We start from the raw sequence: 19,633 nt of genomic DNA on the forward strand, positions 1-19,633 counted from the left end.
ATAATAAATTTTTAGTTTTAAATTCCTTTATATATCCTATTTACTTGCCTTAACTTGAATACTGGTGATTTTACCCACTAATCGCTCGTCCATGCCGGGTTCTGTAAAGTAGTGCTGTTCAACAATTTCAATATCGATGAATCCTGCTTTTTTTATTGTGTCAAGATACGACTGTTTTTCCATTGCCCCTGCAATGCACTCTGACCATGCTTGGAAGCTACGTTTAATTTCTTGTGGAATTTCTCCTTCAGTTACTATATCTGAAACTAAAATTCGTCCCCCGGGCTTTAAAACCCTGAATCCTTCTTTATAAGCAGCTAATTTATCAGGTGTAAGATTAATGACACAGTTACTTATAATAACATCGACAGAATCATCATCCACTGGTAGATTCTCTATTTCACCGAGTTTAAACTCCACATTTTCATATTTACCTTCGTGTGCGTTTTTTTGGGCTGTTTCAATCATTTCTTCAGTCATGTCCACTCCAATGACCTTTCCTTTATCTCCAACCTTATTTGCTGCCAGGAATACATCTATCCCTCCGCCGGATCCTAAATCAAGGACTGATTCACCTTCTTTTATTTCAGCCAGTGCTGTGGGGTTACCACATCCCAGGCCAAAGACTGCTTCCTCAGGAATACTTTTCAGTTCTTCCAGGGAATAACCTGCTTTTTTGGCTTGTTCCAGTGTTAAATCCGCTCCAGAGCAGCATGAACAAGAAGATTCTTCTCCCACGGCTATTTTTGAGTATCGGTTTTTTACATGTTCTTTAATTTCTTTTTCTCTCATTGTATTGCCCCTTTTGAAATTTAATTAATTCTATATATCCAAATCTATCGATATAATTAAGGGTGTTTGAAGTAGTATATAAACTATTTGATCAGTTAGTATTTTAAAAATAGAATAGAAAAAAGAATTATTTTCTTTTTGGCAATAAAAATCCACTTATAACCATAAATAGGGCAAATATTAGATAATTTATTGGTAATCCAGTTTTTTGCATTTTTATTGTATGATTTAATGCATATAACTTTGCTTGACTAACATTTAAACTTTTATCCACTCTTTGACCATCCAATGTAACCGTTAAAATGTATAATCCTGCTCCTGATGACGCTCTCAATGTGGCAATTGCTTTTCCAAAACTCATTACAACACTGATTTCTTTGCTTCCAATTTGACCCCGGTTTGTGGTAAATTTCACTGAAACATCACTGAAAAATAGAGGCCAATCATTACTATGATCACCGCCAGCACAATCATTATAGACATCTGCAGTTATTGTAGCTGTTTTACCCTCCCGTATTGAACTGGGATTTGTTTTAATGCTTAAAACCAGCCATGGGTAATAATTAATTTCGCCTACAAGTTTTTCTATTGCAGGACCACTGTTTAATCCCCACCAGTTATATCGAGCATCTACTTGGCCATTAGAACTAAAAATTGCACTACCTTGTGCTGCATTATTCCCAATAATTCTGCTGTAACATAAGATAGAATTACCAAAATAATTGCTTATAGCACCGCCATTAGCTGCAGTATTATTTTCAAAATTGCAACCAGTAATGGCAGAATTACCATGACGATTACCAAACGCACCCCCATCTATTGAAGCTTTATTATTAGTAAATGTACTGCTACTTAGAGTACAGTTACCATAGTAATTGTAGATAGCTCCCCCATAACTTGCCCTGTTACCTGTGAAAATGCTTCCAGTAACGGTACAATTAGCATAATCATTAGTGATAGCTCCGCCACTCACAGTTGAAGTGTTATTAATGAAGATGCTGCCATTAACTATGCAAGTGCCTTTATTAAATATAGCAGATCCGCAATTTATTACAACACTATTGTTTGCAAATAGGCCATCATCAACAATACAAACACCATTATTAAATATAGCACCACCACTGAGATATGCACTATTACTTATGAAATTACACTCTTTTAGAGTTATAAACCCATCATTATAAATAGCTCCACCCCTACTATCAGTTGCATTTCCATTAATAATCGTTAAATTATAAATAATAACATTTACATCGTTTATAATAAATATTCGGGCATTATTAGTCCCATCAATTATTGTTCCTTCCTTACTTTCACCATTAATGGTCATATTCTTATGAATAATAATGTTATTATTGCCTACTCCTTTATAATATCCCTTGGCAATATTCACCGTTCCATTCGAATTTACTGACCCTGTAGCACTTTTAATAGTCTTTTTAGCAAATTCCCACGAAAATCCATCATTAAAATCGTTTCCAGAAGAATCATTAACATATATCATATCGCCAGGAGCTGCTGAAACGACATTAACAGCAAACGCTACAGTTAATGTTAATAATATTAATGGAATATTAATTTTCATTCTTTTTATTTGTTCTATAATATTTTCACCTCCCTTTTAACATTATTAATAGATAATTATAATTTAAATGTAAAATGTACACATCAAAAAACTAATTAGTGCGAATAAGTAGTTATAATTGACTAATCAATGATAATTATCGTTGTTCTCTATTTTAAGATGTTATTAGCAACTTATATAAAAAATTATCTAAAATATGCAAAAAGCAGTGAATATTCCAAAGAATAATATTAACATTGAAATAAATAACTTGCTAAAACGTTTTATAGAACTAAATAAGAATCAATAAATCAAAATCAAGCTTAAATAGAAATTTTTGTAATATAATATTTTGATTTAAATTAAGTTTCCCAAACGAAATTATATATAGATTAACCAAATTAAAAAAACCCATAGATTTATTCCAAAAGGAGAAAAAAATAAAATGAAAATAGTTATAATCGGAGGAGGGGCTGGTGGCCTTTCCACAGCTTCAAACATTAGAAAATATGATGAAGACGCGGAAATAACTGTAATAACTCGTGATGAGCATATTGCATACTCCCCCTGTGCCATACCCTACGTTTTATCAGGGGACGTGGGATGCTTTGATGATATCATTATGCATGAGCCAGAAGATTATCTGGAAAGGGAAATAACAGTAATAACCCGAGCAGAAGTATTTGAAGTTTCAAGCGAGACTAATAAAATTAAATACAAATTAATTGACAATCACGAGGAATCTTCTGGGATTGAAAATGAATTATCTTATGATTATTTGATAATAGCCACTGGTGGAGCGCCATTTATTCCCCCAGTAGAAGGAGCAGAATTAGAAGGTGTTTTCAAGATCAGAACCATTAAAGACGGTTCTATGATAAACGAATGGGCCAAAAAGAGCCAGAAGGCAGTGGTTGTTGGTGCGGGTTTAATTGGACTGGAAATTGCCTACGGCCTTAAAAAAATTGGATTAGAGGTTACTGTCACAGAAATGCTCCCCCAAATTGTTCCAAGATCTTTAGATCCATCAATGGCCTCCATTGTTCAAAAATATATTGAAAAAAAAGGAATTAACGTTATTTTAGGACAAGCAATTGATAAAATTTCTGGAGAAGAAAAAGTTGAAGGTGCTGTTTTTGGTGATGAGGAAATAGAAGCGGATATGGTGATATTAGCTACTGGAGTGAGGCCTGAAACAAAATTAGCCAAGATGGCAGGAGCTAAACTGGGTAGATGGGCCATTCTTGTAAATGAAAAAATGCAAACCTCAATACCTAACATATATGCTGTTGGAGACTGTGTAGAAGTATATGATGCCATAACTGGTCACAATACCCAATCTCCACTAGGAAGCACCGCCGTGAGGCAGGCAAAGATTGCTGCTAAAAACATTACAGGCATAAATGCTGAATTCAACCCAGTATTGAATTCTATGGTTTCTAAAATCGGAGACTTAGAATTTGGTGCCGTGGGTTTAACCAAGACTGCAGCACTGCAAAACGGACTTAAAGTCATCTCCGGTAAAAGCAGAGCACTAACCAAGGCCCGTTATTATCCTGGAGCAAAAAGAATTGATGTAAAAATGACAGTCACTCTCAAAGGGAAAATTATTGGCTGCCAGATTATTGCCGAGGAAAGAGTGGCCGAAAGAGTAGATACCATGTCTCTGGTTATTGCTAAAGGTATAAACTGCTCGGAACTTGCTAATATGGAATTTTCATATGCACCACCTGTTTCTATGGTTATAGATCCCATTATTTTAGCTGCTGAAGATGCATGTGATAAATTAAATAAATTAAATAAATAAGTAAAATGATAAATATCAATATAAAAAAAATTGGTCCTTAAAAATATAAAAAAAGTTAAATACCAATGCAAACCAGATTCATTTTTCAAATTAAACCTTTGAAACTTTTCTAAGGGTTATATGATGCCCATATCCCTTTTGTTCCTTGTTGATTCTATATCTATAACCTGTAGTTTCTTCTAGAGCCATTGCTGCAGTATTTGTGTAAGGACATGTTGTTATTAGTACTCCTTGACTTTCCAATTGTTTGCATAGACCAAAAAAACGGCAATTTTTTATTTCAAGCTCCACTTCATCATCTTTAATTTCATATTCCATATCTTTAGCAAATTTATGGCTAATAAAATATTCTTTTACAGATTTAAGAGCTGATTCATCAGTTACTAAGTCCGCATTTGAATTTTTTAGTTCATTAATAAATGCACGGCCTATTTCACGAGTTACAGAGTAAGAACCCCTTCCTGAAATAGTCCATAAGCCATGGGTAAGGGCTAATATCATTAGAGCCATTGGAGACTCTCCATCAGATGCTCTTTTTTCATCATCCAATGGATAAAATTCCTCTTTTGTTATACCGCAAATAGGGCAAATCCAGCCTGAAGGAAGATCTTTTAAATCAACACCTGATTCAACACCGTTTTCATGGTCTCCTTTCGCTGTATCATATACATAACTGCAAATATCGCATTTATACTTCATTATTATCACCTAATGTATGGTTTTATCCGAACTAATTAAATTTAATTAAAAAAAAATAAAAAATGGGAAAATTTATCCCATAATCTCTTTTATATCCTCTTTTGGGTCTCCTATTGGTTTAATATCATAATTTTCAACCAATACATTCAAAATGTCATCATTAACCCATGCAGGGATAATTGGACCAAGATAAATTCCTTTTATGTCTAATGCGAGTAGGCTCCAGAGTATTGCAGCAGCTTTCTGTTCCATCCAGCTTAAAACAAATGTCAGAGGGAGATCATTTATTGGAAGGCCGAATAGATCTGAAAGTGCAGCTACTATGTCAATACCCACTATAGCATCGTTACATTGACCTAAATCTATTATTCTTGGGATTCCTTCAATGTCACCAAGATCCATATCATTAAATCTGTATTTACCACAAGCTAAAGTCAATACTACTGTGTCTTCAGGTAAATTCTTCACAAACTCCGTGTAATAACCTGTTTTAGGTAGTGGCGAGTCGCATCCACCAACTAAGAAAAATCTTTTTATTTTTCCAGATTCTACAAGTTCTTTTATCTTTGGTGCAAGTGAAAGAATTGTTGAAGCGCCGAATCCGGTTGTAAATACTTTTTCTCCTGGTTCTTCTTCAAGTTCAGGCAGCGATTTTGCCTTCTCAATTAGTGGAGTAAAATCATAGTTTTCAATGTGTTGCACGCCAGGTAATTGAGCAACACCTGAAGTGAACATTCTTTCTTTATAATCTTCTTTTGGAGTTAATACACAGTTTGAAGTTCCTAAAATTGCAACAGGATATTTTGAAAATGTTGTTCTTTGATCAAACCATGGGCCTCCAAGCTGCCCTACAAGATGGTCGAATTTTTTAAATTCAGGGTATCCGTGTGCTGGGAGAAGTTCTGAATGAGTGTAAACATTTATTCCAGTCCCTTCAGTCTGTTTAAGTAGTTCATATAATGATTTTAGGCTGTGCCCTGTAGCTAAAATAGCATGGCCTTTTTTAGTCCCAGTAGTTACTTCTGTTGGTTCTGGTTCGCCGTATTTTTCTATATGGGCTTTCTTTAGAAGTTGCATTGTTTTTATGTTCATTTTACCGGCTTCAAGTGCCAGTTTTACAAATTCTCCTGCATCCTGGTTAACATTGGTTAGTGTAGAGTAGAATCCTTTTTCTAAAAATCCATCTACTTCTGGATCTGTATATCCTAATTCTCTTGCATGGTAAAGGTAGGCTGATATCCCTTTAATTGCAAATAAAAGGTTGTCTTGAAGTCTTGCAACAGTAGGTTCCTTTCCACATACTCCCCTTACAGTACAGCCTGTTCCTCTTGCTGTTTGTGAGCATTGGTAGCAGAACATGTCTAATTTTTCCTTTTGTGGTGTAGGATTTCCACTTCCTTCAGAATTTGATTTATTTTTACCAAATATTTTCATAAAACTCCTCCCATTTTTTAACGTTCGCTCATATACGAATGTTTTATTATTTACGAACATTAGTATTTATAAGTTACGGTGATCATAGTTCTATACTATAAGAACGATCTTAAAGTTCATATACAAGCTAAAAAATTTTGATTATTATAACAATAAAAACTTAAAACAGCTTGAAATTAAAAATAAGAATGTGGAATTCAGATGAATGGTGTGGATAAAGAAAAATCTCCTGATAATATGCAAATTGAATTGTTTGCTACTTCAAAAGGTGTTCAAACAATAAATAGTCCTGTAAAATCTAAAATATTATCAATGCTTAGAAAATGCGAACTAAGCTTTGATCAAATAGTGAGTATGTCTGGTAAAGCTAAATCCACTGTTTCTGTACATCTTAAAAAGCTTGTAAAAGATGGAATAATAGATTCCCGACCAGATCCTACTGATGCACGGAAAAAAATATTTTTTATTAATGCAGAATATCTAGGTGGAGTATCCAGAGAAGCACAGATTGGTGATGATATAGAAAATTATGTGTCCAGTTATGTTTTAAGTGATGGAGATCCCTTTGAATTTTTCAGATTAATGTTTAAAACAATAAGAGTAGGTCTCATAAGTCAGGGAGTAAATATTGATCCAATATTACATGAAGCAGGTATTAAAGTAGGTAAGGCACTTTATGAAAGAGTATATAGCTCTGATATTAATAAATTCCTTCAAAACATTGCCCAATTTTGGGAAACCCACTATTTAGGAAGTGTTGAAGTAAAAAGTATGGAACCTCTTACAATTAGTGTTTCTGAATGTTATGAATGCAGGCATCTTCCATACTTAGGACATCCTGCCTGCGCATTTGATGCAGGGATACTAAAAGCTTTATTTTCCAGTTATTATAATGATCAACGCACTGTTGATGAAACTAAATGTTATGCTATGGGCGATAAATACTGCTGTTTTGTTATTGAAAAAAAGGAATAAATTTAATTTAAAAAGGGAAAAGAGAGTAGGAGGAGTAGTTAGCGACTACATTACTTAAAAGTATCTCTCTAAAATCCCCTGTAACATTCTTGCATGTCTTGCTTCGTCCCTGGAGCTTTCATCAAAGAAATCATGAGCAGGGTCAATATCACATTCTTTTGCTTTCTTTGCAGCAGCTTTCTTTTCATTGTTAGCCATTGTTTCCCCTTCAATCATCATTTCCAGGTTTTCTTTAAGTGTTGGTTTTATAACTTCGTTCATTTCCGCAAAATGGGATGCGTGTTCCGCTTCTTCCCATGCGATAGTCTTCAATACTTCAGCTACTTCTGGTAATCCTTCTCTTTGAGCCAATCTAGCCATAGCCAGATACATACCTACTTCCTGGCATTCACCATTGAAGTTGGCCTGTACAGCTTTCTCTAATTCAGTTCCTTTACATACTCCAATTTCATGTTCGTTTATTAATTCCATATTTTTACCTCCTTAAATATCTTTATCTTAAATTTCAATTAATTTTAAATGTTTTTTACGTCTTGAGCCAGCTTTTTACCTGTTTGGAAGCATTTATCCAGTTCATCTTGGTTAGGTACGTATAATATTTCATATTCTTCTTTTACATTGAATCCGCACTCTTTAAGGTCTCTGGCCAGTGTTGCTGGTGCTCCACCTTGTCCTCCCATAGACCCAAATGTCACTGCAAGTTTTTCAAACCCAGTTCGGTTGAATTTTAATCCTCTAAGGTAGTAAATCAGGTCTCCTACGCTAGGGAACGGCTCATCGTATATGGTAGGTGCTCCCAAGGCGATAGCTTTACTATCTAATATGTCCTTTACAATCTCACTTCGCTCGTCTTCATGGAGGTAGTACATTTTAACATCGACTCCCTCGCTCATTATACCTTCTGCTAGGGCATGTGCCATTTTCTGAGTAGAGTAATGCATGGTATCATATACGATTGTGATCTTGTCCTGGCAGTTTCCACTGGCCCAGTCACTATAGGCACCAATAACCTTCATGGGATCCGTCCAGATTTGACCATGAGCAGGAGCAATCATTTTGATTTTCTCCAATAGTCCAAGGTCAATTACTTCCTGGAACTTTTTTAAGACCAGTTTTGATAAAGGAGTCACTAAATTAGCATAGAATTTTTTGGTAGCATCCATCAAAACGTATTCTGGTATTTCATGATCATATCGTTGCGGGAAACATAGGTGCTGACCAAATGCATCGTTTGGGAATAAAATTCCGTCTTCTGCAAGCAGGGTAAACATGCTGTCTGGCCAGTGCAGCAAAAATGCTTCCAAGAATGCCAGGGTTTTTCCTCCAAGTTCCAAAGCTTCTCCAGTGCCCACAGTGATAAATTCTGCTCTTTCCAATGCGGGAAAATGCTTTAAAAGACCCTCAACAGCTATTTCCGTGCAATAAATAGGCGCTTGTGGGAATTTTTTATGTAATTCTACCAAGAGCCCACTATGGTCCTTTTCAACGTGGTTTTGTACAATCACATCAATATTTACATCCTTGCCTTCCTGGGCAAAAGCATCTTCCACACGGGCCATTAACTCTGGAAAGTTTCCATGGTATGCATTATCCACTAATGCTACCTTTTCATTTCCAAATACCAGGTATGCATTGTAACTAGTGCCATTTAAGGTGTATCCATGGTAAGTTCGAATATCCCAGTCTAATACTCCTACCCAATACACCCCATCAGTAATTTTACTTGCTTCTGCTTTCATAATTTTTACCTCACTAAATATTGTTTGGTTTCATCCGAATGTATGGTTATATCCGAACTAATTATATATAAATCTTTCTGTTTGGAATAAACCGAATGTACTTATATATCCGAACTAATTATATTATATAAAGGCAAAATGTAATTGAGGTTTAAAAGTGGCAAAAAAGGGTAAAAAAAATATAAAAAACTCCAATATAGAATTATTCTCCACTAAAGAGGGTATAAACATTATAAAAAGCCCTATGAAAGCAGAAATTGTGTCAATTTTAAATGAAAATGAAATGAATTTCGATAAAATTGTAGAACACACCGGCAAATCAAAATCTACAATTTCAGAGCATCTTCAAGCATTGACAGATGAAGGAATAATAGGAGAAAAGCCTGATAAAGAAGATCGCAGAAAAAAAATATTCTACATAAAATCAAGACATTTAGGTGGCGTATCCACTAAAAAAGAACTGGAAGAAACTGCGCCAGACATAAAATTTACCATTACAGATTATAAAAATCCTTTTGAATTTTACCGCCTATTATTTAGAACAATTAGAGTAGCACTTTTAAAGGAAGGAATAAATATAGACCCATTACTGCACGATGCAGGTATTAACATTGGAGAAACATTTTACAAAGAACTTCAAGCTGAAGAAATAGACAAATTCATAGGAAATATAGGCGAATTCTGGGAAAACAATAAATTAGGCCGAATAGAAGTTAAAAACAAAGAACCCTTGATTTTAAATGCTTATGACTGCTTTGAATGTGAAGACCTTCCACAAATTGGTAGATCTGCATGTGCATTTGATTCAGGAGTGCTTGAAGCCATATTCTCACAATATTTCGGCCACAAAGTTAATGTTGAAGAAGTTAAATGCTATGCCAAAGGTGACGATTACTGCTCCTTTGTAATAAAAGAAAAATAAAAAAATTAAATTATTTTTACAGATTTAAAGCCATTAATTACTAAAATTAAGTAAATATAACCATTAAAATCAGTACATTATTTTTCTGCATTAAATTTCACTATTGTAGTTGAAAGATATTTTTTATTCTTAGAAAATCCATTAAAGACTACTTCATCATCCATACTACAATTTTGAACAGATACAACTTTTTTATCCCGTTTATCCTTATTTAAAGTATTTTCTAATAAATCAGAATGTCTTGAAGTTTTCATTATAACAAATGTATCTCCATGCTCCAATATTTGCTCTAATCTCTCATCTACTTTAGGCACAATTACAATAATCTCATCTTTTTCTGCCAATGGGAGTTTAGCGCTTGCTGCACAGCCTGTAAATGAAGTAATCCCTGGAATGATAGATACTTCATAGCCTCTTTCCTTTATAATTTTAAACACATAGGAAAATGTGCTGAAAACAGTAGGATCTCCAAGAGTTATAAACGCAACATCCAAACCCACATCCAATTTTTCAATTATGCTCTCTGCAGCATCGTTCCAATACATTTGAAGCTCATATTTATCCTCTATCATAGGAAAAAGTGGTTCTAAAGTTTCATAATTAGTACTTCGATTATCTAAAACATTTTGAACGATTGAAAACGCCAAACTGGGCTTTGATTCCGCTGATTTAGGTGCGCATATTACATCAACTTCATTTAACATGTTGACTGCCTTTACTGTTAAAAGATCAGGATCTCCGGGTCCCACACCAATACCAATAAATTTACCTTTTTTCATGAATTTACCTCAAATATACTAGTTATATCCTTTAATTTGAATTTAAAAACTTAATTAAGATTAATTAATATGTTTAGCCTTTTGAATAAAAAAGTTTTGTAAGCCCTCAAATGCGTGGCTTTTGGGGCACAAAACGAAGTTTTGTAAGCCCTCAAATGCGTGGCTTTTGGGGCACAAAACGAAGTTTTGTAAGCCCTCAAATGCGTGGCTTTTGGGGCGTTAAAATTGTAAATTTTAACAACACTCGAAATTCTATGAATTTTTGAGCAGTTTATCTATTTATAGCATTATCAAAATATAAATGATTATGGATAATAGCTTTTTTTGCAGTGAATGTAAAATGATAAAACAACGTTGCATCTGCTCAACAACTAACGCGAAGAATAACAAAGCCGTCGGAATTTCAAAAAATAATATTTCAAAGCTTAAAAATGAAAATCCCCGTGTTTCAAACTCTATAATTGAAAATTTTCCCTTTAAAGAACCCCGAGAAGGGCAGCTGGAAATAATCTCAAAAATTAAAGATGCTATTGATGATGGATTTAAATATATATTACTTGAAGCTGGAACAGGTACAGGTAAATCAGCCATAGCTACAACACTTTCAAAGATTTATGAACCGGCTTACATCCTTACCATGACAAAACAGCTGCAATCACAGTATGCAAACGAATTCAACTACTCCTTAGTAAAAGGAAGAGGAAATTTTTCATGTAAATCAGCTGATTTAGAAGCAAACTGTGATACAGGAATATGCCAAACAACCCCTCAATCCCGGAAATTTTCATGCGAATTCGGAGTTACAAAAAAAGAAGCTGATCAAACCCATTTCGCGTTTGAAGATGGTGGAGGATCTCCCTATTTCTTTAAATCACCAGATAGATGTAACTACTGGGATCAAAAAGCAAATGCAGTTAACAGCAACATAACACTGATGAACTATGACTATGCCATCCTTGAACTGAATTATGTGCAACATTTTGCAAAAAGAAACCTAATGGTTCTTGATGAAGCCCATAATATCGAAAATAAATTGATGCATAGATTAGAAGTTAATTTATACAACCAGCAGCTTGAAAAAGACATTAAAAAGACCATACCTCCCCAAATGTTACAGTACGAAGACCCTGAAGAATGGATAATCTTCATTGAAATTCTCTACAACGCCTATAAAGACATTAAAACCAAAAATCTACCTAAAAACAAGGCAGATAGAATATTTAGCACTCGTTTTAGGCTGGGAGAGCTTTTAAAGAATTTGGAAGAGCAATCAGAAAACTGGGTTGTGGATCCCACGCCTGGAGGCGTATCATTTAAACCATTGAAGATTGATACATATGCAAATGATATGCTGTTTAAACATGCTGATATTTGCCTTTTTATGAGTGCAACAGTCTTAGACCACCGTTTATTCTGTAAATGGCTGGGAATAGACTATGATGCAACATATTCCATTAAAGTTAAAAGTAATTTCCCTGCTTCAAGAAGACCAGTTTACATTAAACCTGTGGGAAACATGTCAAAGCGTTCCATTAAATTCACCGCCCCCAAGACACTCCCAATCCTACAAAAGATAATTGACCACCATAAACGTGAAAAAGGACTTATACACACCCACAACTACAAATGTCAAAAGTATATAATGGGTAATTTAAAAAATCAACGTTTAATGGCCCATACTCCAATTAACAGAGAATTAAAATTAATGCAATTTGAAAAAACAAATGAGCCTAAAGTACTTGTAAGCCCATCCATGAGTGAAGGAGTGGATTTACCCTATGAAAAATGCCAATTTCAGGTAATTTACAAAATACCATTCCCCTATCTTGGAGACAAACAAATAAACAAAAGAAAAGCAAAAGATCCCAAATGGTATGCCTATAAAACAATAATGACATTGATACAGGCTTATGGTCGGGGAATGCGGGCTGAAGATGATTTCTGTGCCACATATATCCTAGATAAAAATGTGAAAATGTTATTTAACAGCCCTCTTTACAAATCACTTCTTCCACGTGGATTTAAAGAAGCTATAGCTATTGAAGAAGATTGGCTGGTGGATTAAAAATAAAAAAAAAATTTTTTATCGGTTAAAAAGCTTAAACATACCATCTAAAACTTTACCTACAATTTTACCCGAAATTCCATAGTCTTGATCCACATCTATACCCTTTTTTTCGGCTAATTGCATAACGTATTCATTGGATTCCTGATGCGATGTTAAGGTTACCCTTTCATATAATGCAATAGCAAATAACACTCCCAAGCCGCCACCCCTAATGTTTTCTACTAAAACATCATCTAATCCTTCAAGATCGTCTTTTAATTCTGTATAATTAAACATACAATTAGCACAGAAGTACTGACCCTGTCTCTCTATTAAAAGGCCATTCTTCTCACATTGGGGGCATTTAATGTAAATTGTAGATTTTTCCATTAATATAATATTATTAGATTCTCATTTAAATAATTAGATGAAATTAAAAAAATGAATTTAAAATGTATAATGAATTAGAATTAATACTAAAAAGGCGTTTTATTTTCTGCTGCAAGTATCACAGTTTTTTCAATCCTATTTTTTCTTGTTTGAGGTCTTTTAGCGGTTTTTATCCAGTAAAGAATCTGCTTTTTAACTGAATCGCTGAAAGCTTCAAAATGTTTTTTTGCCAATTCATTTGCATTTAATGCTTCTTTTAAATCTTCAGGAATTATTAAAGCTTCAATATCATCCAAAAAATAGTATGATCCGTCTTTTTTAGCTGATTCAACTTTTTTAAGGCCTGCAGGCATCATTAAACCATCGTTTACTAGTTTTTCTACTCTTTGCTTATTTAATTTTGACCAGATACTACCTGGCTTTCTTGGAGTGAAAATCTGCATGTAACGCTCTTTATCAAGGGCATTCACCTTGCTATCAATCCAACCAAAGCTAAGAGCTTCTTCAACCGCTCCATCATAAGAAACTGTTGGCTTTCCGCTCCCCTTTTTATAATAAATAAGCCAAATACCTGGAGAAGTTAAATGGTTCTGTTGAAGCCAATTGTGCCACTCTTTACGATTTTTAGCCTCAAATCGTTCAAATTGATCCAATTTTGACATGTAGTAATATTTATATTCATATAATAAAAATAATCATCAAATTAAATTTTTAGTTAGATTAAAGTAAAAGTTTAGCGGACCTGGGGGGATTTGAACCCCCGACCTTGGGATCCGAAGTCCCACGTCATATTCCTGGCTAGACTACAGGCCCATTTGAACATTTAACATATTTTATATCTTCATTTCAACCCTGCAAAAAACTTTGATTTTTGCGGCCATGAAACTATGTTTCACCGGCTTTCAAAAAAGGTTGATCAAAAGGTAATCAAAAACTTAGTTTCTAATACTTTATATCTTTATTTATTTAAACTCACTAAATAATTATGTTATAACACTTATCTATCACTAATTGAAATTTATAGGAGATCAAATTATATGCTTGCAAAAAGAATCATACCCTGCCTTGACTGTGATTTAAACGTGCCCCACGGACGAGTAGTAAAAGGAATTGAATTTAAACAAATCCGATACGCTGGAGAACCCGTTGAGCTGGCCACCAAATACTACGAGGACGGTGCCGACGAAATAGTATTTCTGGACATCACAGCATCCCATGAACGCCGGGAAACCATGACACATGTTATTGAAGCAACAACAGAAAATGTGTTCGTTCCTATTTGCGTTGGCGGAGGCATAAGAAAACCTGAAGACTACGTAAACATGTTAAAAGCTGGTGCAGATAAATGCTCCACAAATACGGCAGCAATACACAATCCTAACCTTATTAATGAAGCATCGAAGGTTGTAGGTTCACAGGCATGTGTAATTGGAATTGATGCCAAGCGCAGATATATTGAAAACCCCAAGGAAAGTGATGATAAATTTATAATTGAAACAGACAAGGGTTACTGCTGGTTTGACTGCAGCATTTATGGTGGACGTGAATTTACAGGTATAGATGCTGTTTCATGGGCTATAGAGTGTGAAGAGCGCGGTGCAGGTGAAATTTTGCTAACGTCCATGGATGGTGACGGAACTAAAGATGGGTACGATAATTATCTTAATAAAACCATAAGTGAAGCTGTTAATATCCCTGTAATTGCATCTGGCGGCTGTGGAGTTCCTGAACATATTTATGATGCTTTTACCAAGGGCAAAGCAGATGCAGCACTTGCAGCAAGTATATTCCACTTCGATGAGTATCCTGTTCCTGTAGTTAAGGAATACTTACAGAAGAAGGGTGTTGTGGTTAGGATTTAAAATTTACTTAATTCTTATTATTTTTTTAAAGATATAGATGGAATATTTTATGAATTCATTGGATTTTTTTATCAATTTCAACATCTCACCAACCTTAATAAGGTCCATGATCTAAATGTATAAAAAACAAGTGATCAGGCGAGAGATTTGAAAAAACGAAAACATATTTTCCTGGATGAAAAGGCAAAAATGGATAGGCTAGCCCATAAAATAAAAAAATATGAAAAATACAAACCGCACAGCCTAAAAACTTCTGAAGAAGACTTCCGCCTGCAGGAAAAACTTGCCCAACTGAGCATAGTGGCCAGTAACTTTATGATGACCGGTCACAGCCCTACCCTGGTTCTAACTAAAAGAGAAGAAGGAGATGAAGTCTTGCTGCCTGTGGGTGGAGGCCAAAAAGACCGGGCCAAAGAATTAATATGTAAAGTTGATTTCAGGAAACTTTATCGTGGGGGAAAGGGTAGAAAAACAGACCCTTTAATGATTATAACTGCCATCTGTATGTACGTTATGCGGAAAGATAACCCCAAAAGAGGAGATATAAGATATTCTAACGATTTTATTAGGAATGTTGGAGTAACTAAGGATATTTACCAGCACATCAGTCAAAAGCTGGATGATTATCAGAATTCATGATTCTAATTACTTAAATGAAGATTATTTTTAAAGAGCCATTAAAAGTTAATTTAGGAGGATTTTATTATTCTTAATATACTTAAAGAAAATATAGCAGATTTTATCCAGAATAGCCCAAAGAACTTCTTAAATGAGCTGGATATGATGCAAATATATGATGAACCGCTGATTGGTAAAGCTGCCGCCTCTGATCCGCTATGGGAAAAATTGAAGGAGCCACAGGTAATTGGCCCCCAACATTTAACCCCTGAGGAATGGCTAGCGGGAGCAAGATCGGTTATTTCTTACTTCTTACCCTTTACTGAAAATATTCGGACTTCTAATAGGTCCAAGGGTCTACCATCAAAAGAATGGCTTTATGGGCGTTATGAGGGAGAGATGTTCAATACTGCTTTAAAATCTTTTATTGTTGGTGAAATAGAATCATCTGGTGGCCAGGCCATAGCTCCAACTTTAGATAAACGTTTTGAAATTGTCAACCATGTAAGTAACTGGTCAGAACGCCATGCAGCATTTATTGCTGGCCTGGGAACATTCAGTTTGAATGATTCTTTAATCACCAGTACAGGAGCGGCAGGTCGTTTTGGCAGTGTTATTGTAGGCTTGGAGTTTGAAGTTGAACCACGATTATATCAAAAACTAGATGAGTACTGTACCAAATGCGGCGAATGCATGGACCGTTGTCCACCTCGCGCCATTACTGAAAAGGGTAAAGATAATGAATCCTGTTCTAAGTTCCTGGATAAGATGCTTAAGTTAAATAAGCCAAGATATGCGTGTGGTAAATGTCAAACTGGAGTTCCCTGTGAATATACAAATCCAAAGCTTATTTAATAATGGAATATGCATAGCAATTTTAAAATACTTGGATTAATTTTCTTTATTAAAACCAACCCTATTTTCCTTTAAATGTCAATAGCAACTACAAACATCTCATGTACGTTATGAGGCAGATAATCTACATGAAGGAGACATCAGACATTCTAACGATTTTATTAGGAATGTTGGAGTAACCAAAGAAATTTACAGCCATATTAGTGAAAAACTGGACTCTTACCAAAATTCGTGAAATCTGATAGGTCGCTCTATATAGTGATAGCAAAAATATCGACTACTTTTTTTTGAAATTATAAAATTTACATAATAATGATTTTATGGCCAATTTCTAAAAATAAATAGTTTTAAGAAGTATTTCACTCCTTCTCTGCTTTTTCTTCTTCATCTTCGGTGGTCATTAATAAAGCTAACCAGCGAGTATCATCAAAGTTTTCCAGATATTTAATGATTACCAGAGTTAATGGCACGGCCAGAAACATTCCAATTAATCCCATAACCCAACCCCAGACGAATAAGGAGATAAATACCACATATACAGACATCTGAAGTCCTTTACCCGTCAGTTTAGGGAATACGTAGCTTTCGGCAATGGTGTTAATTATCACAAACAGGACTGTGATGCCCAATGCAGCCCATATTCCATATTTAGCCCACGCTATAAGAATAGGTGGTACTGCGGCTAGCATTATCCCTATATATGGAATAAATCCCAGTACAAATGTCAATATTCCCCAAAGGACAGCAAAATCAATATCAAAGAGTAAAAAAACAGCAAAAAATCCCACAGCAGCAAATAAATTCACCTTAATCCTTATTACGAAGTATTCGATAAAGTCTCCAACCAGATCAAAAGTGTGCTTTAAGGAGGGACTATCCTCGCCAAAACCTTTTATAAGCCTTGATTTTACGTAAGGTAGTTCATATATCAAGAATATGACGGCAAATAGTAAAAAAAACCCTATTTCTATAAAACCTGCTATATTTTCGTAAGGTATATTTGATAAGAGGAATTGAATGATTTGATTGGCATAAGTAGCCAGGAAAGAATTGGGATCGATAGTTATAGTGGGTGCTGCTGCTACCAGCTGGCTTAAACTATTGACAAGAACTGCCAATAAGCCTGCTCCCAAAAAAAAGGTTAATACTATGGTTATAATGATAGATACATTGTAAGAAAATCCTTTCTTTTTAAGCCACATTAAAAACGGATAAATGAGTAAACAAATGAAAATAGAAAGGAGCACTGGCCCTAAAATTGGAGCAATGTACTTTATTCCTATAAAAGCTAATATTATAACAGCTATAATAACGATTTGATTAAGAAAAGGCGGTATTTTATATTCTTCAGCCATATTTGATCCCCCTACTTTTTAAATTTATTATTTATTATTATTTGATTGAAGTCTCAAATATATTTATTCTAAAGATTTTCTAAGGAATGTTTTAAAAAATCATTGAATTTAAGATATTATTGGTTAAAATAAGTTGAATTATTCAGAATACTATTTTCTGATAGGTCGCTTTATATATTGATAGCAAAAATATCGACGTTTTTTCTGAATTATTTAAAAAAAAATTTATTTCATCTATTTACACTAATAAACTGTGTTTTATTTAATTAACCCTACTATTAAGGCCCATCCCTTCTTTTTGAGCGGTTTTGGCCTTTTTTATTAATAATAGCGTCATTTATTAGATTCTAATTAGCATTTAATATTTAATTTTAAAAATTCTTAATAACTCCTAAAACCTAATATTTAACATTATCATGATTTTAGTTATTTAATCAGGAGTAATATCCATGGAAACTCAAAAAACATCCAAAATCAAACTATTTTTAACTTTCATCTACATTCTTATCTTTCCCGCTGCCCTTTTATTTATTTCAGGGAACTGGTTATGGATTCAAGGATGGATATTCAGTATCTGGTTTTTAGGACTGTGTTACACTACCATCATTTTCCTGTACCGCCACGATCCTGCACTCCTGGAGGAAAGATACAAACAGCCGGGAAGTGAGGGTGAAAAGGGATGGGACAAATATTTTGTTATTATCCTGGTTATCAGCTTCATAATATGGATTTTAATCATGCCTCTGGATGCTGAAAGGTTTAACTGGACCACTAATTTCCCTATATGGCTGGAAGCACTGGGATTAGTCCTATTATTCGGTTCGGCCTTTTTGTTATTTAGATCATATAAGGACAACACATTTCTCTCGCCACTGGTTAGAATCCAGTCTGAAAGGGATCAAAAAGTTGTATCCACTGGAGTATATGGCTTTGTAAGGCATCCCATGTATTTAGGGGCAGTACTGTTATTTTTAGGAACTCCTTTACTATTAGGATCATTATATGGCTTATTAATTGGTGTGTTCATATGCTTATTAGTTGTGATTCGTATTATGGGAGAAGAAAATATGCTTATAGAAGAATTAGAAGGATATAGAGATTATAAAAAGAAGATTAGATACCGCTTAATCCCTTATATCTGGTAATTTATAAATTAAATTAGTTACTCACCACTGCCAGAGGTAGATTACTCACTTTCCAAGCTACAAATCCACCTAAATATTGTAAGCTCTAGTAAATCCAGATTATTTCATTTTTTTCTGTGATAAATGCATGTTTTTTGAGAAACTTAGAGTTTATATTTATTATAAACAGCCCATATACCTGCAATCAGTTAAAATACAAGAAATACCCTATTCACTGCTAAATTTTTGATTTTAAAAGCAAAATATGTGCTGTTACAACCACTCCAATAATAATTAGTAGTATTAGAAGATAATACTGATTAAAAACTATGATGGACACCGTTAAACACGCCCATAAAAAAACAATGCTTTTCAGTTTTACATCTAAAGGTACACCTTCTTTAGTCTTATAATTTTCAATATAACTTCCAAAGTAGCGGTTATTTGAAATCCATCTTTCAGCTCTCTTTGAACTTTTGGCAAAACAAAAAAATGAAGCTATAACAAGTGGAGTTGTGGGCAGTAGGGGAAGAAATACTCCGACAGCCCCCAATCCCAAGAAGGTTGCACCTAAACTAAAGAAAAATAAACTCTTTATCCTCATAACTTCCCCTCAGATACATTTTATCCCCTAATAATAGATTTATCATGGTAGTTCTGGATTTACATTT

19 protein-coding genes and 1 tRNA gene are annotated in these 19,633 nt (G+C 34.4%); 8 read left to right on the forward strand and 12 right to left on the reverse strand.

Going from position 1 to position 19,633, the window contains the following annotated elements:
* Positions 1-36 precede the first annotated feature (36 nt).
* Both arsM and HZC47_00350 read right to left on the reverse strand, forming a co-directional pair.
* On the reverse strand, positions 37-792 hold the full coding sequence (gene arsM / locus HZC47_00345) for an arsenite methyltransferase (GenBank protein MBI5679339.1): 756 nt from the start codon (positions 790-792) through the stop codon (positions 37-39).
* 127 nt (positions 793-919) lie between these two features.
* Complete coding sequence (locus tag HZC47_00350) at positions 920-2,377, reverse strand: hypothetical protein (protein MBI5679340.1); 1,458 nt, start codon at positions 2,375-2,377, stop codon at positions 920-922.
* A 424-nt stretch (positions 2,378-2,801) separates the two neighbouring features.
* Here HZC47_00350 and HZC47_00355 point away from each other — a divergent pair, with 424 nt between their 5' ends.
* Entirely contained in the window at positions 2,802-4,163 is a 1,362-nt protein-coding gene (locus tag HZC47_00355; protein MBI5679341.1) for an FAD-dependent oxidoreductase, read from the forward strand.
* A 90-nt stretch (positions 4,164-4,253) separates the two neighbouring features.
* Here the strand turns inward: HZC47_00355 and HZC47_00360 are convergent, their stop codons facing one another.
* Entirely contained in the window at positions 4,254-4,862 is a 609-nt protein-coding gene (locus HZC47_00360) for a rubredoxin (GenBank protein MBI5679342.1), read from the reverse strand.
* A gap of 72 nt (positions 4,863-4,934) precedes the next feature.
* Positions 4,935-6,221: a hydroxylamine reductase gene (gene hcp, locus HZC47_00365; GenBank protein ID MBI5679343.1), complete on the reverse strand. Its 1,287-nt coding sequence runs from the start codon at positions 6,219-6,221 to the stop codon at positions 4,935-4,937.
* 276 nt (positions 6,222-6,497) lie between these two features.
* Between hcp and HZC47_00370 the strand changes: the two genes are divergently transcribed.
* Positions 6,498-7,271 (forward strand): ArsR family transcriptional regulator, encoded by a 774-nt coding sequence (locus tag HZC47_00370; protein ID MBI5679344.1) that lies wholly within the window; start codon positions 6,498-6,500, stop codon positions 7,269-7,271.
* A 54-nt stretch (positions 7,272-7,325) separates the two neighbouring features.
* Here the strand turns inward: HZC47_00370 and HZC47_00375 are convergent, their stop codons facing one another.
* On the reverse strand, positions 7,326-7,742 hold the full coding sequence (locus tag HZC47_00375) for a rubrerythrin family protein (protein MBI5679345.1): 417 nt from the start codon (positions 7,740-7,742) through the stop codon (positions 7,326-7,328).
* Positions 7,743-7,786: 44 nt separating this feature from the next.
* Positions 7,787-9,010, reverse strand: a complete 1,224-nt coding sequence (locus HZC47_00380) for an FprA family A-type flavoprotein (protein ID MBI5679346.1) — start codon at positions 9,008-9,010, stop codon at positions 7,787-7,789.
* Positions 9,011-9,254: 244 nt separating this feature from the next.
* Between HZC47_00380 and HZC47_00385 the strand changes: the two genes are divergently transcribed.
* Positions 9,255-9,932 carry an ArsR family transcriptional regulator gene (locus tag HZC47_00385; GenBank protein ID MBI5679347.1) on the forward strand — a complete coding sequence of 226 codons (678 nt, stop codon included), beginning with the start codon at positions 9,255-9,257 and terminating at the stop codon, positions 9,930-9,932.
* A 77-nt stretch (positions 9,933-10,009) separates the two neighbouring features.
* On the opposite strand, the gene cobI is transcribed toward HZC47_00385, so the two are convergent.
* Complete coding sequence (gene cobI, locus HZC47_00390) at positions 10,010-10,711, reverse strand: precorrin-2 C(20)-methyltransferase (protein MBI5679348.1); 702 nt, start codon at positions 10,709-10,711, stop codon at positions 10,010-10,012.
* A 307-nt stretch (positions 10,712-11,018) separates the two neighbouring features.
* Between cobI and HZC47_00395 the strand changes: the two genes are divergently transcribed.
* A complete protein-coding gene (locus tag HZC47_00395; protein MBI5679349.1) occupies positions 11,019-12,776 on the forward strand; it encodes an ATP-dependent DNA helicase in 1,758 nt (585 codons plus the stop codon).
* 18 nt (positions 12,777-12,794) lie between these two features.
* Here the strand turns inward: HZC47_00395 and HZC47_00400 are convergent, their stop codons facing one another.
* The 3 genes from HZC47_00400 to HZC47_00410 all read right to left on the reverse strand — a co-directional run bounded on the left by HZC47_00400 (position 12,795) and on the right by HZC47_00410 (position 13,961).
* A complete protein-coding gene (locus HZC47_00400) occupies positions 12,795-13,148 on the reverse strand; it encodes a hypothetical protein (GenBank protein ID MBI5679350.1) in 354 nt (117 codons plus the stop codon).
* Positions 13,149-13,234: 86 nt separating this feature from the next.
* Positions 13,235-13,810 (reverse strand): YdeI/OmpD-associated family protein, encoded by a 576-nt coding sequence (locus HZC47_00405; protein ID MBI5679351.1) that lies wholly within the window; start codon positions 13,808-13,810, stop codon positions 13,235-13,237.
* Positions 13,811-13,885: 75 nt separating this feature from the next.
* Positions 13,886-13,961, reverse strand: a tRNA-Arg gene (locus tag HZC47_00410).
* A 224-nt stretch (positions 13,962-14,185) separates the two neighbouring features.
* Between HZC47_00410 and hisF the strand changes: the two genes are divergently transcribed.
* The 3 genes from hisF (at position 14,186) to HZC47_00425 (ending at position 16,483) form a co-directional block, all read left to right on the forward strand.
* The gene (gene hisF / locus HZC47_00415) at positions 14,186-15,010 is read left to right on the forward strand and encodes an imidazole glycerol phosphate synthase subunit HisF (GenBank protein ID MBI5679352.1); all 825 of its coding nucleotides are present in this window, start codon (positions 14,186-14,188) and stop codon (positions 15,008-15,010) included.
* A 147-nt stretch (positions 15,011-15,157) separates the two neighbouring features.
* Positions 15,158-15,649, forward strand: a complete 492-nt coding sequence (locus HZC47_00420; GenBank protein ID MBI5679353.1) for a hypothetical protein — start codon at positions 15,158-15,160, stop codon at positions 15,647-15,649.
* Between the two features lie 141 nt (positions 15,650-15,790).
* Positions 15,791-16,483 (forward strand): epoxyqueuosine reductase, encoded by a 693-nt coding sequence (locus HZC47_00425; protein MBI5679354.1) that lies wholly within the window; start codon positions 15,791-15,793, stop codon positions 16,481-16,483.
* A 359-nt stretch (positions 16,484-16,842) separates the two neighbouring features.
* On the opposite strand, the gene HZC47_00430 is transcribed toward HZC47_00425, so the two are convergent.
* Positions 16,843-17,838: an AI-2E family transporter gene (locus HZC47_00430; GenBank protein ID MBI5679355.1), complete on the reverse strand. Its 996-nt coding sequence runs from the start codon at positions 17,836-17,838 to the stop codon at positions 16,843-16,845.
* A 449-nt stretch (positions 17,839-18,287) separates the two neighbouring features.
* Here HZC47_00430 and HZC47_00435 point away from each other — a divergent pair, with 449 nt between their 5' ends.
* The gene (locus HZC47_00435) at positions 18,288-18,983 is read left to right on the forward strand and encodes an isoprenylcysteine carboxylmethyltransferase family protein (GenBank protein MBI5679356.1); all 696 of its coding nucleotides are present in this window, start codon (positions 18,288-18,290) and stop codon (positions 18,981-18,983) included.
* Positions 18,984-19,200: 217 nt separating this feature from the next.
* Here HZC47_00435 and HZC47_00440 read toward each other — a convergent pair whose 3' ends face one another.
* Entirely contained in the window at positions 19,201-19,566 is a 366-nt protein-coding gene (locus HZC47_00440) for a YbaN family protein (GenBank protein ID MBI5679357.1), read from the reverse strand.
* Between the last annotated feature and the right edge of the window lie 67 nt (positions 19,567-19,633).

Source organism: Methanobacterium sp., assembly GCA_016222945.1.
GTDB lineage: Archaea > Methanobacteriota > Methanobacteria > Methanobacteriales > Methanobacteriaceae > Methanobacterium_D.